The sequence below is a fragment of the Sphingorhabdus sp. SMR4y genome (assembly GCF_002218195.1).
GTDB lineage: Bacteria > Pseudomonadota > Alphaproteobacteria > Sphingomonadales > Sphingomonadaceae > Parasphingorhabdus.
This window is the reverse complement of record NZ_CP022336.1, coordinates 1,391,476-1,414,836: the sequence shown is the minus strand read 5'-3', so window position 1 is coordinate 1,414,836 and position 23,361 is coordinate 1,391,476. Positions and strand designations below refer to the sequence as shown.

Sequence of the window (23,361 nt, the reverse complement as noted above, 5' to 3'; positions counted from 1 at the left end):
CTGATTTGCATGACGCAAAACAGGTATCGCAAAAGGGGCGATTTTCATGTCCCGGGTCCGCAGACGGACGCTTTAAACTGCAAGAAAATGCCACAGATTTGTAATAATAATCATTATATTCCAATGATATAGCGGATGGCTTCATTTTTTGAGATACATTCGGATTTTTCGATCCTATAGGCTCGCTCGGCTAGATTGATTCTCAGCCAATTTGAACGACGATATGGGGACTTATTATTATGCGTAAATTCGCTGTTTTGGCTGCATCCGCAGCCGTATTCGCTTTGTCTGCTTGCAATGCTCCAGCTGAAGATGCTGTCGCAACCGACGAAGTTGCTACCGAAGAAGTTGCACCTGCTGAAGATGCCATGGCTGCTGAAGAAGTTGCTCCGGTCGCTGAAGAAGCAACCGCTGAAGCTGCTCCTGCAGACGAAGCTGCTGCACCAGCTGAAGAAGCTGTTGCCGAGTAAGCTCTCGCAACGAGTGAATTTCCCTTTGGGGAACTAGAGAAGGGTCAACCGGGCAACCGGTTGGCCCTTTTTTTATATTTTTTCGCACCGCGGGAACCAATTGCCGGCCGGTGGGTTGATAAGCCCGAGGAGCCTTTTTTGCTCCTTCCAATTGACGAGGGATTAATATGCGTAAATTGATGATTTTGACCGCTTCTACTGCAGCTCTGGCACTGAGTGCCTGTGCACAGGAAGACACCAGCGGTGCTGAAACCGAAACCGAACTGCAGGCTCAGGAAGCCGAAATGGAAGCAGATCGCCTCGATGAGGCGGCTGACAATGCGATGACTGAATCGGCTGAAGAGTCGCTGGAAAACAAGGCAGACGCAATGGAAGACAAGGCTGACGCCCTGGAAGACAAGGCCGATGCCGAAGAAGGCGTTCTCGCCCAGTAATCTGGTCCGCTATCACGAATTCCCTTTGGGGAACTAGAGGAGGGTCAACCGGGAGACCGGTTGGCCCTTTTTCTTGTCTGTGCACTGTTCATTCAGAATTATATCCCTATATAGGAAGCGTCCGTTTCGACGGACTATGGTGATAAATTGTGACGTGTAATAGACACTACGGACCCGGGGGCAGTACCCGGCGGCTCCACCATTTCAGGCGATTTGCTGTGTGCAGGACGCTTTTGCTGATGGGGCCGAACCAGGATCGACGGGTGTTCAAAGGCGTTATTTTTACCCGGCCTGAGTATGCCGTGATTGCTCAAAACCTATAAGTGCAAACGATAACGAAGCACTCGCTATTGCTGCCTAACCCATTGACCTCACGGTCATAAGTTAGAAAGCTACGCGCGGTTGAACCCACCGGGCAACAGAAGGGAATTCAGCGGTTTGGAAGGCACCGGGCAACAGAAGCCTTCCACTTCACCAAAAGAGAGAAATTTTGCAAGAAGCAATCGGTGGTTCGCTGCCCGTCGCGTTGTCCTGCTATGATCGCGATTCAGTAGTCCGAGCTGTATATGCGGTTGAGATCGATCGCCTCGATCATTTTGGCACCCGCCATGAACACCGCTCCGGTCACCGCCAGAAACAGCATCTTCCCGCCCCAGCCGGGATATTCGACCAGATAATGCTGGCCCCGCTGCACCGCCCCGGTGGCGAGCGCATAGATGATAAGAAAAGCCTCGAACTTGGTCTTGATAATGAACAGTCGTCTGAATTTTTTCCACATGTGCACTGTCTAGCAAGCAGCGTGCCAAGCGCAGAAATCCGGCATTTTCTGTCAAGGAATATGGTAAACTGTAAGTTAACCCGACAGTCGGTCGCCGCCGCTAGTCCGCCAGTTCGCCCAGAGAGCAGGCGACGAGCAGCCTGTGTCTGGCGCTGCCGATAATCCTTGTCAGTTCCGGTCCGGACAATTGATCGGGGCTGATCGCTTCCGGCCAATGGTCTGTCACGACTTTTGCGACCGCATCCAGTTTGTCCGGCGTCGCCATGAAGCGCTCGTCAACTGTCGCCGGATCCGCCACCACCCGAAGCCGCAGACAGGCCGGACCGCCACCATTGGCCATGGATTGGCGAACATCGACCGGACAAAGCCTGCGGATCGGACCATTTCCGGCGACCATATCCGTCAGATAGCCCCAGACCGCCTCATTCTCACGCGCCTCGCTCGGCAGGATCAGCGCCATACCGGCGCCGTCGGGCAAGGTGACCAGCTGGGCATTGAAGAGATAGGATTTTATCGCGTCGGCCAGGCTGACCCGGTCGGCTGGCACGATGATGATTTCCACCTCGGGAAGCTTGTCCCGGATCGCCTCATAAAGCGCAGCGGGCTGCTCGAACGCCTGTTCGTGGGTGAACAGTACCCGCTCGTTGGCCACCGCAACGACATCATTGTGAAAGGCTCCCGCAGCAATCGCCGTTTCCGCCTGCTGCGCGAAAATCACGCGGTCCTCGTGCAGCCCGTGCTTGCGCGCCACCGCCTTGCTCGCCTCGAAATGCTGGCGGGCCGGAAAGGGACCGCCGCTTTTGCCATAGACGAATATTTCGACACCGGGCGCATCATGGGGGGAACAGAGCCGCATATGATTGGCTGCGCCTTCATCGCCGAAAGGCGAAGGAACCGGCGCGTGAACCGCAAAATGGCTGCTGTCGGCAAAGGCCAGTTGCAATTGCGCCAGCGTGCCCGGCCATTCATGGCTGCGGTGTGGCATCGTCTGCAGATTGGCCACGGTGAGATGGCATTTACCGTCGGGCGCATCCGGTGCGGGGGATACGGTCGAGGCATTGGCCGCCCACATCGACGAGGCGGAGAAAGCCGCCGCCCGCAAATGCGGCTCTGCGTCCGCAATCGTCGTCCCAAGTGACTCCAGCCAGCCGCTGTTCGGCCGGTCCAGCGGCATGAAAAAGCCCTGCGCCAGTCCAAGCTCCATATTGTGCCGCATCTTCGCGATACCCTGGAGCGCTGCTTCGCGCGGGTAGGCGGTCGCGCCGGCATTGGTCGACGAAGCGATATTGCCCAGGCTCAACCCGGAATAGTTATGGCTGGGACCGATAATCCCGTCGAAATTGATTTCAACGAGCCTGCTCATCGCGGGATATACCGGATTTCGTCACCGACCGAGAGACCGATATTGGCGGCAGCCTGTTCGTCGATCATCACGCCCTCCTCCTGTTCGCCGAGCATGGCATAGGTTGCCTGGAAATCGCTGAGCTTGCCATGCGAAATGATCACTTTCGTTTCGCCTTGACCGAGAGCGCTGATCCTGACCGATTTGGCGTTGCGGATGCTGGTCACATCATCGGTCTTGGCGATCATCGTCGGGCCACCATCGAAAATATCGACATAGCCGTCATAGGAGAAATTCTCGTTCTCCAGCATCCGCATGGCGGCACGGCCATTGGGATGGGGTATTCCGATCGCGGCCCGTGCGGATTCGCTGAGCATGGCGGTATAGATGGGATGTTTGGGCATCAGATCGGCAATGAACTGGTTGCCGTGAATGGCGTTGAAATAGTCGGCTTCCTGAAAGCTCATGCCGAAGAAACGGCCGGCGAGGCCGTCCCAGAAGGGCGAACCGCCCGCCTCGTCGATGATTCCGCGCAGTTCGGCAAAAATCTTGTCACCGAACCGGTCGCGATGTTCTTTGATGAACAGATAGCGGCTGCGGGCCAGCAACATGCCGAGACCACCGGCGCGCTCGCCGGGGTGGAGGAACAGGCCGCCGACTTCGCTTGCCCCTTCCAGATCGGTGACCAGGCTGAGCATCTGGGCGCTGAACGTGCGATCCAGCTCCTTGCTGGTCTGTGACAATGTGCTCAGTCGATAGGAATAGAAGGGCCAGGTCTGCCCGACCTTGGTGAATAGCTGCGAAGTGCCCCGCACCGCGCCGGTCTCGACATTCTCCAGCACCATGACAAACAGGTCATCACCATGTTCGTTACTGTCATTTTCATAGGCTCGTTCGGACCGCTCCAGCTTCTGGGTCAGCGAGTCCCGGTCTGCCGGCAGGTTGGTAAATCCGCCGCCGGTCAGTTTCGCCATTTCATAGAGATGCTGCAGATCATCAACCCGCGCCGCGCGTATCCGGAAACTCATAATCCTCCTTTTTCGGCGATCCGCATGATCGTCAGCGCCGATAATTGTGTCCGTTCGACCAGACTTTCTGTGATCAGATATTCATCGGAGCTGTGAATGGCTCCGCCGCGCACGCCCATCGTATCCACGACCGGGATGCCGCAAGCCGCAATATTATTGCCGTCACAAACCCCGCCGGTGCCGCGCCAGTTGATATCCAGACCCAGTTCAGCGCCGCATTGTTTCACCAGACCGAATAATCTTTGCGCCTGGGGATCAATCGGCTTGGGCGGGCGGCCAAAGCTGCCGTGGCAATGGACGTCCAGATCATGCTGCTGTGCGATATCTGCGACCATCTGGTCCAGCCCCTGTTGTGCCATGGTCTGGTCTTCCAGTGTCTTGGGCCGGAAGTTGACCCGCAATATGGCGTGATCGGGAACCGAATTATTCGGCCCGCCACCATCGATTTTTGCCGGATTGACGCTCAGCCCCTCGCGGTGGAGCGCTTTCAGCCGCATCACCATGTCCGCCGCTGCAACCAATGCGTTGCGCCCTTCATCCGGATTACGTCCCGCATGCGCGCTCTTACCGGTAAAGATGATCGAAAAATTGCCGCTGCCGCCGCGCTCCCCCGCCAGCGTGCCGTCGGGCAGGGCCGGTTCATAGGTCAGCGCTGCGGTCTTGCCGTCGGCCAGTCGCTTGATCAACGATGCCGAAGATGCGGAGCCGACTTCCTCGTCGCTGTTGATCATCACGTCATAGCCGATCCGGCTGGCATATTCGCTCTGCTCCAGCAATTGCAGCGCGCCGAGCATGACCGACAGCCCACCTTTCATATCGGCAAGGCCGGGACCATTCAGGACGCCGCTTTCCAGTTCGACGATTTGCTGGAACGGATGGTCTGCCGAAAACACTGTATCCATGTGGCCGGTGAGCAGGACGCGAACCGGCGCTTCGGGGCGTACCGAAGTGACCAGATGCTGGCCGCGCCTGACCTGATCAACCGAACCGTCGGCGCGCACCGCCTCGACCGGTTCGGGATCGATCAGGCTGGTCTCTCCCGGCAAAGCCGAAAAGGCGTCTGCGAGCATGCTGGCGACAGTTGCCAGGCCATCGAGATTGGTGGTGCCGCTATTGACCTTCGCCCATTCGAGCGTGCGCGGCAAAAGCGGCAGCTCGCTTGCCTTGTCGATTACTGCTTTCTCGGAGGAGGAATCTGCTTTCATTTGAAACCGATAGCATTTGTCGTGAGTCCATGCCAGTCGCTCTGTCACAGGAAAAATACTGTCCTACAGCATATGGAGCCAGTATCATTGCATCTCGAAGCCCGGCGGTTTGCCGCCCCATGTCAAAAGGAGTATCCCGTGATCAAGATCGCCAGTCCATCCGTTTTCTCTGTCTCCCGGAATCCCTGTAAAATTGAAAAAACAGCACAATATCAGGTGATTTGGTCCGCCTTGCTATAAATATCCTCAAGAGAAGGAAAAATTTTCATAACAGTGTAAAGTTTGTCAAGATCAACTCCGGGAATATCCTTTTTCGCCGTTCCGATAGCCCATCCCATTTACAGGGCGAAAAAGAGGCGTCATAGACGGCGGCGATTCCTCCCCGGAACAATTTGAACGGTCCCGGCGTAGATTCTATGCTGCGGGTCAATGCATTTGAACGAGGAATTATCATGTCCGAATATGTCAGCCAAAACCAAATCCAGATCGCGCGGGAGCTGTTTGACTTTGTCAACGATCGCGCCTTGCCGGGAACCGGGGTGGATCCGGAAAAATTCTGGGCCGGATTTGCCGAATTGCTGGGCAAATTTGCGCCGCGTAATGCGGAATTGCTTGCCAAGCGCGAAGATATTCAGGCGCAGATTGATGCGTGGCATATTGACCACAAAGGCCAGCCGATTGATCAGGCTGAATATCAGGCCTTTCTCAGAAGCATCGGCTATCTGGTTGAAGAGCCGGCGGCTTTTTCTATCACCACAGAGAATGTCGATCCCGAAATCGCGACCATGGCCGGACCGCAACTGGTCGTGCCCTCGCTCAATGACCGGTTCGTTCTGAACGCGGCCAATGCGCGCTGGGGCAGCCTTTATGACGCTTTCTATGGCACCGATGCCCTTGACGCGCCCCCGGCCAAGCCAGGTGGTTATGATCCGGAACGCGGCGCTGCCGTGATCACGGCGGCCAAGGCGTTCCTCGACGAAGCCTTCCCGCTTTCAGGCGGATCATGGGCCGACTATGCCGGTGGTGAAATCGGTCTGGCCGATCCCTCGCAGCTTGTTGGCCGCAACGGACAATCGCTGCTGCTCAAGCATAATGGGCTGCACGCCGAAGTGGTGGTCGACCCGGCCCACCCGATCGGCAAGGACGATCCGGCTCATATCGCCGATGTCCTGTTGGAAGCAGCGCTGACGACGATTATCGACATGGAGGACTCGGTCGCGGCGGTGGATGCCGAAGACAAGACACTGGCCTACAGCAACTGGCTCGGCCTGATGCGGGGCGACCTCGATGCGTCCTTTGAAAAGGGCGGCAAAACGGTCGAGCGCAAGGCCAATCCGGATCGTGACTATGTCGATCTGGACGGCAAGCCATTCACCCTGCCGGGCCGCAGCCTGATGTTTGTCCGCAATGTCGGGCATCTGATGACCAACCCTGCGGTGTTGCTGGCCGACGGTTCGGAAGCGCCGGAAGGCCTGCTTGACGGCGTGTTCACCAGCCTGATCGCGATGCACGATATCAAGGGGCTGGGCGAATTGCGCAACAGCCGCGCCGGGTCGATCTATATCGTGAAGCCGAAGATGCACGGGCCGGAAGAATGCGCCTTCACCAATGATCTGTTTGATGCGGTGGAAGATCTGCTGGGCCTCGACCGCAATACGCTCAAGGTGGGTGTGATGGACGAGGAACGCCGCACGTCGGCCAATCTCGCGGCCTGTATCCATGCGGTGAAGGACCGGGTCGTGTTCATCAACACCGGTTTCCTCGACCGGACCGGTGACGAAATCCACACCTCGATGCAGGCGGGCGCGATGCTGGCCAAGGGTGATATCAAGACAAGTGACTGGATCACCGCCTATGAACAGCGCAACGTCGCCATCGGCCTGGCCTGCGGCATGTCCGGCAAGGCACAGATTGGCAAGGGCATGTGGGCCGCGCCCGACATGATGGCCGACATGATGGAGCAGAAAATCGGCCATCCGATGACCGGTGCCAACACCGCCTGGGTGCCCAGCCCGACGGCGGCGACGCTGCACGCGATCCACTATCACCGGGTCAATGTCTTCGACCGTCAGAAAGAGGTCGCAGCGGACGGCATAGCGCCGCTCGACAAATTGCTGAGCGTGCCGCTCGCCGAGGGCCACAACTGGTCGGACACGGAAATCGAACACGAGCTCGACAATAATGCGCAGGGCATATTGGGCTATGTCGTGCGCTGGATCGATCAGGGGATCGGTTGTTCCAAGGTGCCGGACATCAATGACGTCGGTTTGATGGAGGACCGCGCGACTTTGCGGATTTCATCGCAGCATATGGCCAACTGGATGCTGCACGGCGTCTGCTCGGCCGAGCAGGTCGATGCGGCCTTGCTGCGCATGGCAGCCAAGGTGGATGCGCAAAATGCGGGCGATCCGCTCTACCGGCCTATGGCATCCAACCCGGATGCGAGCTTCGCGTTCCAGGCGGCGCGCGATCTTGTGTTCAAGGGTGTCGACCAGCCCAGCGGCTATACCGAGCCGTTGCTGCACGCTTACCGGCAGAAGCTGAAAGCCGTCGGCTAGGAGAGCAGTCTGGCGAGTTCGACGAACTCGGAAACCGCGAGTGTTTCAGGCCGGCGCTGGCCATCAATGCCGGCCTGCTCGAGCGCTTCGAGACCGCCGGGCAGTTTTTTCAGGCTTTGGCGCAGCATTTTCCGGCGCTGGCTGAATGCGGTCTGGGTCAGGACTTCCAGCTTGGTAAAATCGACGCCTTCGGGCTGCGCCGCGGGAACAATATGGACGACCGCCGACATGACCTTCGGTGGTGGCGTGAAGGCCGAGCGGTGGACGGTCATCGCGAGCTTCGCCGTGCTGCGCCACTGGGCGAGGATCGACAGGCGGCCATAGGCGCTCGACCCCGGCTGGGCGACGATCCGGTCGGCGACCTCGCGCTGGAACATCAGGGTCAGCGATTGCCATTGCGGCGGCCATTGCGGGGCCGACAGCCATTTGACCAGCAGCGCCGACCCGACATTATAGGGCAGGTTGGACAGGATATGGAACGGACTATCGAACAGGCTGCCATGATCGAGCGCCAGCGCATCCTCGTTGATCAGCGTCAGCTTGCCGGGGAAATGGTCGGCCAGTTCGGACAGGGCGGGCAGGCAGCGTTCGTCCCGTTCCACTGCGGTTACTTTCGCGCCTGCCTGCAACAGGGCGCGCGTCAGACCACCGGGACCGGGGCCGACCTCGAAGACGGGCTGGTCGTCGAGACTGCCGGGGACGGCAGCGATCCGGTCGAGAAGCTGCATGTCGAACAGGAAATTCTGGCCCAGCGCCTTGCTCGCGGTCAGGCCATGTTTCTTGATCACCTCCCGCAGCGGGGGCAGGGCAACCGGCTGGTTCAAAGGTCGTACAACTGTCGGTTGGCGACGGCGGTGGCCGCCATCTGGATCGCCGCGATCATAGATCGCGGGTCGGCAATGCCCCGTCCCGCGATATTGAATGCAGTGCCGTGATCGGGCGAAGTGCGCACGATCGGAAGGCCGAGCGTGATATTGACCCCGTCGAAGAAATGCAGGGTCTTGAGCGGTATCAGGGCCTGGTCATGATAGGGACAGAGCGCGACGTCATATTGCTGCCGGGCTTCCTCGTGAAACATCGTGTCGGCAGGCATCGGATCGCTGATGTCCAACCCTTCTTTGCGAAGTTCGTCAATCGCCGGCTGCATGACCCGCTGCTCTTCATCACCAAGATTGCCATTCTCGCCGGCATGCGGATTGAGCCCCGCCACCGCTATGCGGGGTTTCTCGATGCCAAAATTGCGGATCATCGCTTTCTCGGCGGCGCGGGCGCGGGCCATGATCAACGGCCCGGTCAACTGGTCCTGGACGTCCGCCAGAGCGATATGCGTGGTCATCGGAATGACCCGCAAGCTTGGTCCCGCCAGCATCATCACGGCATTCTCTCGCGCGATACCGCAACGTTCCGATACAAATTCCGTCTGACCCGGATAGCGAAAGCCGATCTTGTAAAGCTGGGTTTTCGACACCGGCGCGGTGATCACTGCACCAGCATCGCCGGATCGTGTCAGGCCGCAGGCAATCTCCAGCGCGTGCAGCGAGCATTGCGCGCTATCCAAAGTCGCCTGGCCCGGAACAGCAGCGTCAGCTTCATGGATGTGGAACACCGGCAAGGCCTGGTCAAAAATATCGCCAGCCTCGGAAGGCTGTTCGATTTTCCGCGCCGGTACATCGGCGAGATTCTCGAAATCGGCAAAATTGCCGATTACGAAAAATGGCTTAAGACCAGCCTCTACCCGCTGTTGCCAGCTCTTGCCGATAATCTCTGGACCGACACCAGCCGGATCGCCGCATGACACCGCAAAGGGCTTGGCGTTTCCGTTGACCATTAATTATATTCGATGATGGCGTCGCGCCTCAGGTCGCGCAGATAGATCTGGGCCCGCTTGTTGATCCGGTCATTTTCCAGTCGTGACATGATCGCATCAAACGACGGCGCCGCCGCGCTTTGCGGATCATCCCGCCCGCAGAGAATCAGAACCCGGACACCGTCCTCGACAGAACCGAATGGCTGACTTGCCTGACCGATTTGCAGCTGTCCGATGGCGCCCTGCAAGGCGGCCGGAAGGTCGCGGAGTCTCACCTGATCGTTATCGACCACACTGGCGCCGAGTTTGGCAGCCACTTCATTGGCCGCACCGCAGCCCTTGATAGCCTGCGTTTCCGAGGCAAATTTTGCAGCTCGCGCAGAGGCCTGTGCTTCGGTGACGCCGGCCGGGAAGTCTATCGCCAGCTGTTTGAGGCTGAGCAGCGCGTTGCGCGGATCTGCGGTCAGCACCTGTCGCGAATCGATCAGGTAAAGAATGGAAAATCCGCCGGGCACTTCGATCGGGCCGACGACTTGTCCGACCTGCATCTGCTCCGCAGCCTGGGCGAGTGTTGGCGGCAGCTGTGCCGGACGAACCCAGCCCAGATCGCCGCCGGTCGCCGCGGTGGAAGCTTCCGAAAACTGGCGGGCGTAGGCAACGAAGGAACCACCCGCACGGATCTGCTCCAGAATCTTGAGCATATTTCCGGCAACCTGCTCGGCGGTTTCCTGATTTGCCGACATATAGATCTCACCGATACGAAACTCGCTGGTGCCCTTGGAGGCATTCAGCCGTTCGATAATGGCGTTAACCTCTTCATCGCCGACGTTGATGAACGGCTGGATGTTGCGACGGAGCAGACGGCTCCATGCCAGTTCGCCCTTGATCTGGCGTTTCAGCGTGTCCGCGGAGGATCCCTGAGAACGCAAATATTCGTCGAATGCACCGAGGTCCTGCTTGAAATTCTGCTGCGCAACCTGACGGAAAGTGGCCTCCACTTCCTCTGGCGCTATGACGATTTCATTGGCTTCGGCTTCCTGAATCTGCAGCGTTTCATCGATCAGGTTGCGCAATACCTGAAGCCGCAGCCGCTGTTTCTCTTCCTCCGCAACGTCGCCACCATTGGCCGCAACGATCAGGGCAAGGCGATGGCCGACGTCGGTGCCGGTGATAATGTCGCCGTTAACGATTGCAGTTGCGCGACGGACGTTCGGATCATTGTCACCGAATATTGTCAATTCGTCCGGAATATCCAGTCCGGTTTGCGGCAACGACGCATCCGCGACGGTCTGGCTGACCGACGGTGACGCCCCAGCCACGGCAAGCGCGGCGATCAGGATAGCCTTGGTCTTGAAACCCTGGATTTTCATGCTCAATACATTCATTTTTTGTTTCTTCTCAACTACACAGAGTAAATTTTACGAAGCAAATAGCAAATATCTGCTGAACCCAGGATGAGTGGGCCGACCTGTTTGAAAGACCTTTACACGCCCAGATTGCGCAAGGCCAGCCGGAACAGGAAGGTACTGCCACTTCGCGCGTCTCCGGTATCTTCATAATCATAGCGCCAGGTCACACCCATGGAGAGACAGCCGTCATCATAGGCGATGCCCAGCCGGTGGCGCACGGGAGCAAAACCGTCTGCCACCGATATCGGATCCTCGCTCCGATCAGTCAGGTCGATGATCGCCGAACCGAATACGGACCAGTAATTGTCTATCTGATAGCGGCCGCCAGCGCGCACTTCCTCGCGGTCTCGCAAATCTTCCAGGTCTAGTCCGATATTCCGGTTCAGACGGAGATAGCCGACCTGGGCATAGGTTTCTTTCGAACCAATGGTTGCATCGATCTCGTTCCGCCGGATCGCCAGATTATCCTTGTCGAGCCGGAAGCGATGAGTGAATTTGACGATATCCTTAAACCGGACGTTGGTGCGTCCGACAATATCGGAGAACCGGTCTGACAGGCCAGTGCCTTCAGGAACGATATTATTGTTGTTCTCCAGCCGGTAGCTCTGGCCGACAATCATGTTTACCTGCAAATTGGGACGATTGATTTCCCATTCCATTCCGTAGGTTGCCCGGACATTGTCTTCATAGCGATCATAGCCGGGGAAGCGGTTAAGAGAAAACAGGTTTGTGTCCTCGAGATCGACGGCGCGGGAATCTTCGTTGGGAACCGAGAGGTTGGCCAAGGCCGGTGTCGCGACGATCTGAAAACGGGGCGTGATCGTCTGGGTGCCACCAAAGGCTTCGCCGATCAGCGGCCATTTCACGTCAATCGCCGCCGTGGCTATGGCGCGGGTCTGCCAACCGCTCTGGCCGCGATAGATCGCCGTGTCATTGAGAGCATTGTCGTCACTATGATATACATCGCCGCGGACAAGGCCGGTCAGGGTGATATCCTGCCCCCAGTCGGTGAGCTTCCTCATGTCCCAGCGAGCAGAACCGAATGCACGCTGCGTGTCCTGACCCTCGGAGCGCCCGATTGCCAGACTGTTTGCCTGTACCTCAAGTCGGCCCCCAAGGATGGGGTCATCGAACCGCTTGCGATAATCGATTACCGGCAGGGCCACCGGGACCCGGTTTTGCGGGTCATTCACCCGCAATGTCTGGAATGCCCAGCCGGCCAGCGAGAAATAGCTGCTGTTGCTGATCCGCTCGACATTGATCGTCGAGCGCAGGCTGTCGTCATCGCTAATGTCATAACGCCGCAGAAATGTGCGGTCGGAAACGATGCGGGCGGATTGCGAAATGGTCCACTCGTCATCAAGCCGGAAGCGGCCGCTGGTCGCGAAATAGCCGCGGAAATCCTTCTCGGCGTTGGGCACGGCCTGGGTTGCACCGGTCGGAATGCGCGAACCATAGGTGGCATATCCGGTGAGCTGGAAAGCGCCTTTGTCATCAAGGCTGCGAAAAGTGCCGCTGACCAGCGGGGCGACATCGGTAAAGACCTGCGCAGTAACCGTTGCATCCTGATTGGGCGCTATGCTGAAATAATAAGGCACAGTGATACCCATGCCGTTGACCGTATCGAATTTAATATCAGGAACGAGGATACCGCTGCGGTTTTCATCACTCACCGGATGGGAAAGCCCGGGCAGGGGAATGACCGGCAATCCGAAAATCTCGATTCGCGCACCCTGATATTTAACGCGCTTCCGGACCGGATCGTAAATCACCTTCACGGCTTTGATTTGCCAGCTTGGATTCTTCGGGCATCCTTCTTCGGTCGTGACCGCACATGCCGTATAAGCTGCATTGTGTAGCGCGACCGAGCCGTCGACGAAGCGTTCGCTGCGCCGCGCCGCCAGACGGCTGCCATCTTCCAGCACAAGCAGGAGATTGTCGACAGCACCATCGCGCAGGCTGTCGGTCAATTCGATGCGATCACCATAAGCGACGTCGCCATCGGGACTCGTCGACTTTATATTGCCCTCCGCCACGACGGCGCCGGTCTGCCGGTTCCAGACAACCTGATCAGCGCGCAGTTGATATCCGTCGCGATTGAGCAATACATTGCCCTCGGCCGTGACCAGGTCATTCTCGAAATCATAATCAATGCCATCGGCACTGAATTCGATCTCTTCGGCTTGCTGATCGGACGAAACTGCATCGTCATTTTGTGACTGGGCTGTCGCGGCGACCGGATGCACCGCGGCCAAACTCAGGGTTAAAAGGGCGAATGAAGATTTCATCGACTGGCTCAACCTGCTTTTAGCCCCATTTCGGACGGCATTGAATATCGCACTGTCCACATTCCGAACGCCTATTGCACCAGATTGCCCTGTCTGCAAATTTTCTTTGCCATATTCTGATGAACAGATGCTTGACCGAAAAACCAAGACGGTGCAGCAACGGCTCACGACAGGATAATGTCGGTCCGTTCATCGATGAGTCGGATCGACGAGTGAGCCAATCGGGCGTTTCACTCCTCAAAACTTAAAAATAGGGACAGTTTTCCATGAATTTCATCTTTGCCAACGAGCGGCCCGCCGATGCTGATGCCATTATCTTTGCAATTGCCGAAAATGGACTGGACGATTGTGAACTCAATCTCGAGCAGGCGTATCTCGTCAAGGCGGGCGCAAAGGCCGCACGATTTGCCGGCAAGCTGGGTGAAGTATTTGAAACGTTCGTAACCGAGGCGAACCATGTTGTGCGGGTCATTTTGACTGGATTGGGCAATGGCAAGGCCAGCAATGCAGAATCGGCGGGTGGTTCGGCGATCGCAAAAATTCTTGCTTCCGGTGCGAAACATGCGATCATCGAACCGTCCGGTCTCGATGACGACCGTCTGGCCAGGCTGCTGTTCGGCGCAAAATTGCGCAGTTGGCGGCATGACAAATATCGGACGACCATGCCGGAAAAGCAGAAGGTGACGCTGCAGACGATCACGGTACTCGATCAGGATCTGGAAACAGCCAAAGCCTGGACGGACCTGTCCGCTGTTGCTGATGGTGTCGCCCTGACCCGCGAGCTGGTCGCCGAACCGGCAAATGCTATTTATCCGGAAAGCTTCGTCGCCCGCTGCGAGGAGCTGAAAGAGCTTGGCGTCGAATTCACCGTGCTCGGCTGGGACGAGATGGAAAAACTCGGCATGGGCGCGCTTCTCGGTGTTTCGCAAGGGTCCGAACGTCCGCCGCGGCTGCTGGCCATGCGCTGGGACGGCACCAATGGCGAACAGGAAAAACCGCTCGCGCTGGTGGGCAAGGGCGTGACCTTTGATACCGGCGGGATTTCCCTGAAACCGGGCGCCGGTATGGAAGAGATGAAATGGGATATGGGCGGCGCTGGCGCCGTTGCGGGAACCATGAAGGCGCTGGCTGGCCGCAAGGCCAAGGCGCATGTTGTCGGTGTTTGCGGGCTGGTCGAAAATATGCCGGACGGCAAGGCGCAGCGCCCGGGTGACGTGGTCACCAGCATGAACGGCCAGACGATTGAAGTGATCAATACCGATGCCGAAGGACGCCTGGTACTGTGCGATGCAATGCACTGGACGCAGGAGACGTTCAAACCGGAAGTATTGATCGATCTCGCGACCCTGACCGGGGCGATGATCATTGCATTGGGCAACGAACACGCCGGGTGTTTCAGCAATGACGATGATCTTGCAGAAGACCTTATAGATGCGGGCAAGGATGCCGGTGATCCGCTCTGGCGGCTTCCGGTTGGTCCGGCTTACGACAAGCTGATCAACTCCCCGATAGCCGATATGAAGAATGTCGGACCGCGCGGGGCGGGTTCGATTACGGCGGCGCAGTTCCTCAAGCGGTTCGTCAAGGACGGCGTGAAATGGGCGCATCTCGATATCGCTGGCATGGTCTGGGCGGACAAGCCCAGCCCGGTCTGGGACAAGGGTGCGACCGGCTATGGTGTGCGCCTGCTCAACCAGTATGTTGCCGATAATCTCGAAGATTGATGCGGTTTAGTCATGCGGCGAGCTCAGGCTGGAAAGGTGCGCGGTGCAGGTTGATTTCTATCACCTGACCCGCGATCCGGCAGATAAACTGGTGCCAATGCTGGCGAGCAAGTCGCTGGATGTCGGGAAAAGACTGTTACTGCTGGCACCGGACGAAGACCGCTGCGCCACGCTGAGTGATGCCCTGTGGAGTGCCGATCCGGTCAGTTTTCTCGCGCACGATCTTGCCGGATCCGAGCAAGAGGCTGACCAGCCGATCCTGATTTCCGATCGGTGCGAGGCGGCAAACGGAGCATCGTATATCGTTCTGTCCGACGGCTTGTGGCGGGACGGTGCGCTGGATTTCGAGCGCGCCTTCTTCCTGTTCACCCCGGACCAGATCGACCATGCCCGAACCGTCTGGCGGGATATGACGGCCCGGGCAGATGTCACCCCGCGCTACTGGAAGCAGGACGGTGGTCGCTGGGTCGAGGGTCCCTGAATGCTGCGCAATTGAGCGCCAAGACGGACGCGACACCATCGAAAACTTGCCATGGTGCAGTGCAGCGGCTAAGGGCGGCGCAACTTTTGACTATCCCTATATTTATGGAGCTTTATCATGGCCGTGACACGGACATTTTCGATCATTAAACCCGACGCTACCCGCCGCAACATTACCGGCGCCGTTACCAAGATGCTGGAAGACGCTGGCCTGCGCGTCGTCGCATCCAAGCGCATCCACATGACCCGCGAACAGGCCGAAGGCTTTTACGCGGTGCACAAGGAACGCCCGTTCTTCGGCGAACTGGTCGATTTCATGATCAGCGGCCCGTGCGTCGTACAGGTTCTTGAAGGCGAGAATGCGATGCAGGCCAACCGCGACATCATGGGCGCGACCAATCCTGCAGACGCCGCTCCCGGCACGATCCGCAAGGAACTGGCCGAAAGCCTCGAAGCCAACACCGTCCATGGTTCGGACAGCGAAGAAAATGCAGCGATCGAAATCGCCTATTTCTTCAACGAAGACGAAATCGTCGGCTAGTCCGGACGCATTTCTGACTATAAAAAAATGCCCGGTTGCAGCTCTTGCAGCCGGGCTTTTTTCGGCCTTGGACAAGGCAAGGACGATCGGTCCGATCGAAACTTCCTGACAATCGATCGGATTTGCGTGTAGCCTGTCCCCAAACTTGCGGCTGATATGAAAGAAGGATCCCTCATGACGCTCAATCTATTTTCGATGCAGGACAAAATCTGCGTGATCACTGGAGGCTCCAGGGGTCTTGGAAAAGCCATGGCGCGATCCTTTCTGCAGGCAGGCGCCAAACGGGTCTATGTCACGGCTCGAAAGCCTGAAGAATGCGGGCAGACCGCCGAGGAATTGTCCGCTCTGAATGAGCATGGCGAATGTGTTGCGCTGCCCGGTGATATGAGCAACGGAGAACAAATTGCAGCCTTCGCGACCGCGCTGGCAGAACGGGAAGACCATATTGATGTGCTGGTCAATAACGCCGGGACCGGCTGGACGGCATCGATAGAAGAATTCCCCGAAATCGGCTGGGACAAGGTCATGGACCTGAATGTGAAAACGCCGTTCTTCCTCACCCAGCAGCTTTTGCCCCTGTTGAAGGCAGGTGCAACCCCAGAAAAGAGCGCTTCCGTCATCAATATCGGATCGATAGCCGGAATCATGGGAAGCGCCGCAAGCGGGATCAGCTATGGTACGTCCAAGGCCGCCATTCATCAGCTCACCCGCAATATGGCCAGTCTCTTGGCTGATGATCATATCCGGGTGAACGCGATCGCACCGGGACGTTTCCATTCCAAAATGACCAGCCTGGTCGAGCAGGATAAAGAGCAATATGAGCGGGAAATCGCAATGATCCCGCTGCACCGCTGGGGGCATGATGAGGATATCATGGGACCGGCACTGTTGTTGGCCAGCAACGCCGGAGCGTTCATGACCGGAGAGATCATAACGGTCGATGGCGGCTATCTGCTGGTTTAGAGCCTGCAGCCCGACGTTCTCCCTGAAAATTGCGCCGGAGCCCGGGGCAGCAGCAAAGCTAGCCAGCCGCTGCGTGATGCCCTTCGGTTATCGCCGCCGCCGTTGCTTCTTCCGAGCGTTCCCAGTCGTGGAAGGCTTCGCGCTTTACAATGATCCACGCGCCGTCGCGCCGCTCCAGCCGGTCGCAATAACGGCCAGCGACGATCCAGTCGGTGGCTTTGCTGCTGCCGTGGCACGCATGGAAGTCCGGATTGCCGGCCTCAATATAGTGATAGGCGACGAAATTGGCTTCGGTTGTGGCGCTTTCTCCGTCTTCGGACAGGTCGATGTGAACATTCGAGATCGAATGATGGGTGCCGGGAATATTCTTTAGCGTCTCACTGGCAAAGCCGATAAATTCATCGGGTGGCCCTTCATAATCACCATGTTTGTGGACATGGTCGTCGGCAAAGCAGGAGCGCACGAGCGGCCAGTCGCGGCGATCAATCCCCTTGCAATAGCGGTGCAGGATATCGCGAATCTCTTCGCGGGCCGACAGCTGTTCCAAAGTGTACATTCCTGTTGTCTCCTCATTTTGTCAGTCGTTATAATTCGACTCTGGTCCTAGCCTTCACCGCAATGACTGTTGAGGAGATAGAGCATGGGCAGACTGCAAGGCAAAGTGGCAATAATAACAGGCGCGGCCAAGGGGCTGGGTGAAGCCGATGCCCGGATATTCGCGCGCGAGGGTGCGACGGTCATCCTGACCGACATGGACGTGGAAAATGGCAAGCGCGTAGCCGCAGAAATCGGCGATGCGGCGGAATTTCAACTGCAGGATGTCCGCGACGAACGGGGTTGGGAAGATTTGATTGCCGATGTTGTCTCACGCCACGGCCGGCTCGATATTCTGGTCAACAATGCTGGCGTGGTCGAGCCGGGCACGATCGAAACGCAAACGGCAGAAGAGTATAATTTTGTGATGGCGGTCAGCGCCGACGGTGCCTTTTACGGATGCAAATATGCGGTGCCGGCGATGAAGGCTTCCGGTGGCGGAGCGATTATCAACATGTGCTCGATCGCCTCGATCATCGGCGAACCGATTGTCGTGGCCTATGCGATGGCCAAGGGTGCAATCGAAAGCCTGACGCGCAGCGTCGCCGTTCATTGTGCAAACAACAAATATAATATTCGCTGCAACAGCGTCCATCCCGCCGGTATATTGACCCCGATGGTCGAGGCGATTGGCCCCAAGGTCATGGGCCGCGACGATCTTCGTCCCTCCAGCGAGGGACCGGCTCCCAGCGCACTGGGTGAACCGGATGATATCGCCAATACCGTGCTGTTTCTGGCGTCCGAGGAAAGCAAGTTCATCAACGGCGCGGCCATCCGGGTCGACAATGCCAAATCGGTGGTCGAGGGTGTAGTGTCCTGACCATTTCGAGCGTGCTTTTTCGATAAAGGAAAAACGTGCTTTCAGATGGTCTGTTGCACTGGACACGCGGCCTGATTGCGTAAGGGTGGATCCAGCAGGCCGTTGCCGTGCAAACTCGCGGTTTGCGGCAAACAGTCCTTTCCTGCATTCTTGCCAATCACTTATCCTCTCCACCGGCCCAACACGAAGTGCTGGCCCGGTTCTTGGACAGTCGGGAAAGGAGGGACGGGTTCGTGCACCAGTATGAAGCGCATAGGTCTGTAAGGGGCAAAATCGAAAGGTCACACTGGTAGCGCCGCTGCTGGATCGAAAAGTCTGGAAAACTCAGGCTTTGGGACAAAGTCCACAGAAAAGAAAAGCGGATGTTTGTGTAAAGCGCGCGCGGGCCATTTCACAAAGGTTGCCTTTGTTACTGTAAGTGCGATATTTGCTGCTAACCGGCCGAACGGATCAGCAGAATCAGGTGATCGATCGCCGTCCGGTCTCACAAAGACATTCTTCACCCGATCGAAACCAATAATCAAATTTACTAGAAAGCCGTTGCCCCATGAACACCCTGATGGACTACCGGGAAAAAATTCGGACGCACCACCGCAGCGATGAGAACGAGCTGCTGGATTACCTGATTTCCAGCTTTGCGCCGGACGAGCAGACCCGCAAGCGGATTCAGGAGCGGGCCATTCAGGTTGTTCGCGATGTGCGAAGTGCTTCCGGACCGACTTTGACAGAGAGTTTTCTGGGCGAATATGGCCTGTCGACCGATGAGGGGCTGGCGCTGATGACGCTGGCCGAGGCACTGTTGCGCGTGCCGGACAACCAGACGATTGACGCGTTGATTGAAGACAAGATCGGTCCCTCAAACTGGCGCGAACATGTCGGCCAGTCGGAAAGCTCGCTGGTCAATGCGTCGACCTACGCACTGGAGATGACGCGCAGTGTCATAAACAAGCCGGAAAGCCGCGGACCGCTGGACGCCCTGCGCGGGGCAATCAAGCGTCTGGGCGAGCCGGTCATCCGGTTGGCCGTGCGCCAGGCGATGAAGGAACTCGGCAATCAGTTCGTGCTCGGCGAGGATATGAAGCTGGCTCTGAAGCGGGCGGAGAAATGGAAGGCCAAGGGCGCAACCTATTCCTATGACATGCTGGGCGAAGCCGCGATCACGCAGGAAGGCGCCGATGAATATTTCGCCGCTTATGCCGATGCGATCAATGAGATTGCCAAGGTTGCCGTATCTGATGACTTGCGGGAAAATCCCGGGCTTTCGATTAAATTGTCGGCGCTCTACCCCCGCTACGAGATGAGTCAGCAGGCCAATGCGGTTCCAGCTCTTGCCGAACGGGTCGGAGAACTGGCGCGGGCTGCCCGCGATGCCAATGTCGGCCTGAATATCGACGCGGAGGAAGCTTATCGTCTGGGCATATCGCTCGACATGATCGAGATGGTGCTCAGCGATCCGCGGCTTGCCGGATGGGACGGCTTCGGCGTCGTCGTCCAGGCCTTTGGCAAGCGCGCCAGCTTCGTGCTCGACTGGTTATATGCGCTGGCCACCCAGCTCGACAGAAAGATCATGGTTCGTCTGGTCAAGGGTGCTTATTGGGACAGCGAGATCAAGCGCGCGCAAATGGACGGGGTGCCCGACTTCCCGGTATTCACCACCAAATCGGCGACCGATATCAGCTATATCTGCTGCGCGTCGCAGTTGCTGAAAATGACCGATCGCATCTATCCGCAATTCGCAACGCATAACGCGCACAGCGTTGCGGCGATTCTGGAGATGGCGGGCAACCAGCAGGATTTCGAATTCCAGCGGCTGCACGGCATGGGCGAGACATTGCACGACGCCTTGCTGCGTAATGAGAAAGTCCGCTCGCGTATTTATGCGCCGGTTGGCAAGCACCGCGAACTGCTCGCCTATCTGGTCCGGCGATTGCTTGAAAATGGTGCTAATTCATCATTCGTGAACCAGCTCGCCAACCATGCCGTGGCGGCCGAAATGATTGCTACCGATCCGTTCGAGACGCTGAAGGCCGACATGCAGTCCAGCCAGTCCAAGATCATCAAGCCGTTTGATCTCTATCAGCCGGAGCGCGTCAATTCACGAGGCTGGGACCTGGCCAATCGCACCGACATGAACGATTATGTCGGGGAACGCGCGCCATTTGGCGAAAAATTGTGGCGTTCATCCCCGATCACCGTGCGGCCGGTGACCAGCGGAACCACGCGAAAGATACTAAATCCCGCGCGCGTGGATGGGCAGGTCGGCGAAGTGATCGAAGCAGATGAGAAGCAGGCGCTCGAAGCCATAGAAGATGCGCTCGTCTGGGATGCCCCAGTCGCAGAACGTGCGGCTATTCTGCGACGGGCTGCCGATCTTTACGAACTTCATCATGGCGAAATTTTTGCCTTGCTGGCGCGGGAGGCCGGCAAAACGCAGTTCGATACGATCGCGGAATTGCGCGAGGCCGTGGATTTTCTGCGTTATTATGCCAAGGAAGCGGAGAAATATCCCGATAGTGAACCGCGCGGCATTATAAGCTGCATTTCGCCGTGGAACTTTCCGCTGGCGATTTTTACCGGTCAGGTGGCCGCGGCTCTCGCTGCCGGCAACGGGGTCTTGGCGAAACCGGCGGATCAGACACCGCTGATTGCGGCGCTCGCTACCAATTTGCTTCATGAAGCCGGTGTACCTGCCGCTTCCCTGCAACTGCTGCCGGGTGCCGGCGCGACGGTGGGGGCTGCGATCAGCGGTGACGCCCGTATCGACGGCGTCTGTTTTACCGGTTCGACCGCAACCGCGCAGACAATCAACCGGAATATCTCCGAAAACGGGCGGCCGGACTCGCTGCTGATCGCCGAAACAGGTGGTTTGAACTGCATGATCGTGGATTCGACCGCTTTGCCCGAGCAGTCGGTTCGCGATATCATAACTTCGGCTTTTCAGTCGGCAGGCCAGCGTTGTTCCGCATTGCGGGTGCTTTATCTCCACGAAGATGTCGCCGAACCGTTTCTGAACATGCTCTACGGTGCCATGGATGCGACCGAGATGGGCAATCCCTGGTGGCTGTCCACCGACATCGGGCCGGTCATCGATCAGGCGGCACATGACAAGATCAGCGATCATGTCGCGACCGCCCGGAAAGAGGGCAGGTTGCTGAAGCAGCTGGATTGTCCGGATGAAGGCCATTTTGTCGGACCGGCGGTTATCAGGGTCGACGGAATTAACGATCTTGAAGAGGAAATCTTCGGTCCGGTTCTGCATGTTGCGACCTTCAAAAATAACGAACTCGACAATATCATCGGAGATATCAACAATCGCGGCTATGGTCTGACCTTTGGCCTGCAGACGCGGATCGAGCGGCGCATTGACAAGCTGACCAGCGCGTTGAAGGTCGGAAATATCTATGTGAACCGTAACCAGGTCGGCGCGGTTGTCGGCTCGCAGCCCTTTGGCGGGGAGGGGCTTTCCGGCACCGGCCCCAAAGCCGGTGGCCCGCATTATCTGCCGCGCTTCCATGCTGGGGCCAGACCGGTATCGGCAGTGGACCGTGGTGACGACCTGAGCCTCGGGAAGGTCCAGGCGGCCCTCGACGATCTCCCGGCAATCGACATGCGACCCCGCGGTTCAGAGATGATGCCCGGTCCGACCGGGGAGTCGAACGAGCTGTTCACCTATGCGCGGGGAACGATATTGTGCCTCGGCCCGACGCCGGAAGATGCTGCACGGCAGGCAGAAACGGCGCGGCAGCAGGGATGTGTGGCACTGATCTGCGCTCCCGGCGCTACAGGAGAACAAAGTCTGGACGGATTTGTCCCGCGAGATGCGCTGACCGCGCTGACCGGGTTTGATGCTGTGGTCTGCTGGAGTGAAAGCGAGGATATACGCAGCATTCGCAAGGCTCTTGCAAACCGTGACGGGCGGTTGATCCCGATCATCACCGAAGAGGATTTCGGCCAGCAGTGTCTGGTGGAACGACATGTCTGTATCGATACGACCGCCGCGGGAGGCAATGTTTCGTTGCTGACCTGAGCATATGGGATGCGGGCAAGATGATGCTGTTGCGGTCCGCAAGAATAGCAGAGCCGTCGCGCCTGACGTAGAGCGATGTGTACGGGGTGGGCCGCAGCTCGGTTCAGGCGACGGCCGCTGTATTCCTGCTGCGCTCCGTGCTTGCCTTGAACCATATTTGTAGAGTAGCCTGAACGAATGGAGCGCGAGCAGAATTCGAGCATGAAAAAACAGATCGCGATTACTCGATCGGATTTGCCAGCGGCCTCGGTCATGGGGCTGATCGAGCACAGTCCGATCGCCTCGGTCGTCAGCAATCCGCGCTTGCCGGATAATCCGATTGTTGCGGCTAACGACGCGTTCGTGGAACTGACGGGCTATGACCGGGATTTCATTATCGGTCGCAATTGCCGTTTTCTGTCCGGCGAGGAAACCAAACCTTGGCTGACCGAGGAGATCAGGCGCGGCGTGCGGCAGCAAAAATCCGTGCTGGTCGAGATTCTGAATTATAAGAAGGATGGTACGCCGTTCCAGAATGCAGTGCTGGTCGCTCCCCTGTTTGACGAAGAGGGCGAGCTGGAATATTTTCTGGGATCGCAGGTGGAAATCGATGCTGATGTGCCAACTCTGGCGAAAGCGCGCCGGGTGCGGGCTGTCGAGATCGTCAAAAGCCTGTCCAAACGTCAAAGGGAAGTGCTGCAGTTCATTGCCAAGGGCTTGCTCAACAAGCAGATTGCCCACGAACTGAACCTCAGCGAGCGAACCGTGAAAATGCATCGGTCGATCCTGATGAAGCGGCTGGATGTGCCAAGCGCGGCGGACATGGTCCGCCTGGCGGTTGAAGCGGGAATGTGATCAGCTGGTCATACGGTCCAAGGGCCGTATGGAATATATGCTGGCAAGGGTCTATCTCT

General features: G+C 57.8%; 19 protein-coding genes and 1 other RNA gene. 11 read left to right on the top strand and 9 right to left on the bottom strand.

The features are described 5' to 3' along the window. Window positions 1-239: 239 nt before the first annotated feature. From SPHFLASMR4Y_RS16865 to ssrA, 3 genes are all read left to right on the top strand, one after another. Window positions 240-470 carry a hypothetical protein gene (locus tag SPHFLASMR4Y_RS16865; RefSeq protein ID WP_145955471.1) on the top strand — a complete coding sequence of 77 codons (231 nt, stop codon included), beginning with the start codon at window positions 240-242 and terminating at the stop codon, window positions 468-470. A gap of 167 nt (window positions 471-637) precedes the next feature. Next, window positions 638-904 (top strand): hypothetical protein, encoded by a 267-nt coding sequence (locus SPHFLASMR4Y_RS06655; RefSeq protein WP_089132855.1) that lies wholly within the window; start codon window positions 638-640, stop codon window positions 902-904. 81 nt (window positions 905-985) lie between these two features. Continuing rightward, window positions 986-1,375, top strand: a transfer-messenger RNA (tmRNA) gene (gene ssrA / locus SPHFLASMR4Y_RS06650). 76 nt (window positions 1,376-1,451) lie between these two features. Here ssrA and SPHFLASMR4Y_RS06645 read toward each other — a convergent pair. From SPHFLASMR4Y_RS06645 to SPHFLASMR4Y_RS06630, 4 genes are all read right to left on the bottom strand, one after another. After that, complete coding sequence (locus SPHFLASMR4Y_RS06645) at window positions 1,452-1,682, bottom strand: hypothetical protein (RefSeq protein WP_089132854.1); 231 nt, start codon at window positions 1,680-1,682, stop codon at window positions 1,452-1,454. Between the two features lie 100 nt (window positions 1,683-1,782). Beyond that, entirely contained in the window at window positions 1,783-3,045 is a 1,263-nt protein-coding gene (locus SPHFLASMR4Y_RS06640; RefSeq protein WP_089132853.1) for an N-succinylarginine dihydrolase, read from the bottom strand. After that, window positions 3,042-4,052 carry an arginine N-succinyltransferase gene (locus SPHFLASMR4Y_RS06635; protein ID WP_089132852.1) on the bottom strand — a complete coding sequence of 337 codons (1,011 nt, stop codon included), beginning with the start codon at window positions 4,050-4,052 and terminating at the stop codon, window positions 3,042-3,044. The genes SPHFLASMR4Y_RS06640 and SPHFLASMR4Y_RS06635 overlap by 4 nt, the downstream gene beginning before the upstream one ends. Further along, window positions 4,049-5,257 carry a hydrolase gene (locus tag SPHFLASMR4Y_RS06630; RefSeq protein ID WP_089132851.1) on the bottom strand — a complete coding sequence of 403 codons (1,209 nt, stop codon included), beginning with the start codon at window positions 5,255-5,257 and terminating at the stop codon, window positions 4,049-4,051. Before SPHFLASMR4Y_RS06630 ends, SPHFLASMR4Y_RS06635 begins: the two co-directional genes overlap by 4 nt. Window positions 5,258-5,709: 452 nt before the next feature. Between SPHFLASMR4Y_RS06630 and SPHFLASMR4Y_RS06625 the strand changes: the two genes are divergently transcribed. Then, a complete protein-coding gene (locus SPHFLASMR4Y_RS06625; protein WP_089134733.1) occupies window positions 5,710-7,815 on the top strand; it encodes a malate synthase G in 2,106 nt (701 codons plus the stop codon). On the opposite strand, the gene rsmA is transcribed toward SPHFLASMR4Y_RS06625, so the two are convergent. From rsmA to SPHFLASMR4Y_RS06605, 4 genes are all read right to left on the bottom strand, one after another. Beyond that, a complete protein-coding gene (rsmA, locus tag SPHFLASMR4Y_RS06620) occupies window positions 7,812-8,639 on the bottom strand; it encodes a 16S rRNA (adenine(1518)-N(6)/adenine(1519)-N(6))-dimethyltransferase RsmA (protein ID WP_260807104.1) in 828 nt (275 codons plus the stop codon). The genes SPHFLASMR4Y_RS06625 and rsmA overlap by 4 nt on opposite strands. Then, on the bottom strand, window positions 8,636-9,643 hold the full coding sequence (gene pdxA, locus SPHFLASMR4Y_RS06615) for a 4-hydroxythreonine-4-phosphate dehydrogenase PdxA (RefSeq protein ID WP_089132850.1): 1,008 nt from the start codon (window positions 9,641-9,643) through the stop codon (window positions 8,636-8,638). The genes rsmA and pdxA overlap by 4 nt, the downstream gene beginning before the upstream one ends. After that, entirely contained in the window at window positions 9,643-11,007 is a 1,365-nt protein-coding gene (locus SPHFLASMR4Y_RS06610) for a peptidylprolyl isomerase (RefSeq protein WP_186266060.1), read from the bottom strand. Before SPHFLASMR4Y_RS06610 ends, pdxA begins: the two co-directional genes overlap by 1 nt. 98 nt (window positions 11,008-11,105) lie before the next feature. Beyond that, window positions 11,106-13,319: an LPS-assembly protein LptD gene (locus SPHFLASMR4Y_RS06605; protein WP_089132849.1), complete on the bottom strand. Its 2,214-nt coding sequence runs from the start codon at window positions 13,317-13,319 to the stop codon at window positions 11,106-11,108. Between the two features lie 266 nt (window positions 13,320-13,585). Here SPHFLASMR4Y_RS06605 and SPHFLASMR4Y_RS06600 point away from each other — a divergent pair, with 266 nt between their 5' ends. The 4 genes from SPHFLASMR4Y_RS06600 (at window position 13,586) to SPHFLASMR4Y_RS06585 (ending at window position 17,027) form a co-directional block, all read left to right on the top strand. Further along, on the top strand, window positions 13,586-15,043 hold the full coding sequence (locus tag SPHFLASMR4Y_RS06600) for a leucyl aminopeptidase (RefSeq protein ID WP_089132848.1): 1,458 nt from the start codon (window positions 13,586-13,588) through the stop codon (window positions 15,041-15,043). Between the two features lie 43 nt (window positions 15,044-15,086). Next, window positions 15,087-15,524: a DNA polymerase III subunit chi gene (locus SPHFLASMR4Y_RS06595; protein WP_089132847.1), complete on the top strand. Its 438-nt coding sequence runs from the start codon at window positions 15,087-15,089 to the stop codon at window positions 15,522-15,524. 117 nt (window positions 15,525-15,641) lie between these two features. Next, window positions 15,642-16,064, top strand: a complete 423-nt coding sequence (gene ndk / locus SPHFLASMR4Y_RS06590; protein WP_089132846.1) for a nucleoside-diphosphate kinase — start codon at window positions 15,642-15,644, stop codon at window positions 16,062-16,064. Window positions 16,065-16,238: 174 nt separating this feature from the next. Next, a complete protein-coding gene (locus tag SPHFLASMR4Y_RS06585) occupies window positions 16,239-17,027 on the top strand; it encodes an SDR family oxidoreductase (RefSeq protein WP_089134731.1) in 789 nt (262 codons plus the stop codon). A gap of 58 nt (window positions 17,028-17,085) precedes the next feature. On the opposite strand, the gene SPHFLASMR4Y_RS06580 is transcribed toward SPHFLASMR4Y_RS06585, so the two are convergent. Then, complete coding sequence (locus SPHFLASMR4Y_RS06580; protein WP_089132845.1) at window positions 17,086-17,583, bottom strand: nuclear transport factor 2 family protein; 498 nt, start codon at window positions 17,581-17,583, stop codon at window positions 17,086-17,088. An 84-nt stretch (window positions 17,584-17,667) separates the two neighbouring features. Here SPHFLASMR4Y_RS06580 and SPHFLASMR4Y_RS06575 point away from each other — a divergent pair, with 84 nt between their 5' ends. The 3 genes from SPHFLASMR4Y_RS06575 to SPHFLASMR4Y_RS06565 all read left to right on the top strand — a co-directional run bounded on the left by SPHFLASMR4Y_RS06575 (window position 17,668) and on the right by SPHFLASMR4Y_RS06565 (window position 23,302). Next, entirely contained in the window at window positions 17,668-18,441 is a 774-nt protein-coding gene (locus tag SPHFLASMR4Y_RS06575; RefSeq protein WP_089132844.1) for an SDR family oxidoreductase, read from the top strand. 547 nt (window positions 18,442-18,988) lie between these two features. Then, on the top strand, window positions 18,989-22,468 hold the full coding sequence (gene putA / locus SPHFLASMR4Y_RS06570) for a bifunctional proline dehydrogenase/L-glutamate gamma-semialdehyde dehydrogenase PutA (protein WP_089132843.1): 3,480 nt from the start codon (window positions 18,989-18,991) through the stop codon (window positions 22,466-22,468). Window positions 22,469-22,669: 201 nt separating this feature from the next. Further along, window positions 22,670-23,302, top strand: coding sequence for a LuxR C-terminal-related transcriptional regulator (locus SPHFLASMR4Y_RS06565; protein WP_186266059.1), 633 nt, complete (start codon window positions 22,670-22,672; stop codon window positions 23,300-23,302). The last annotated feature ends 59 nt before the right edge of the window (window positions 23,303-23,361 follow it).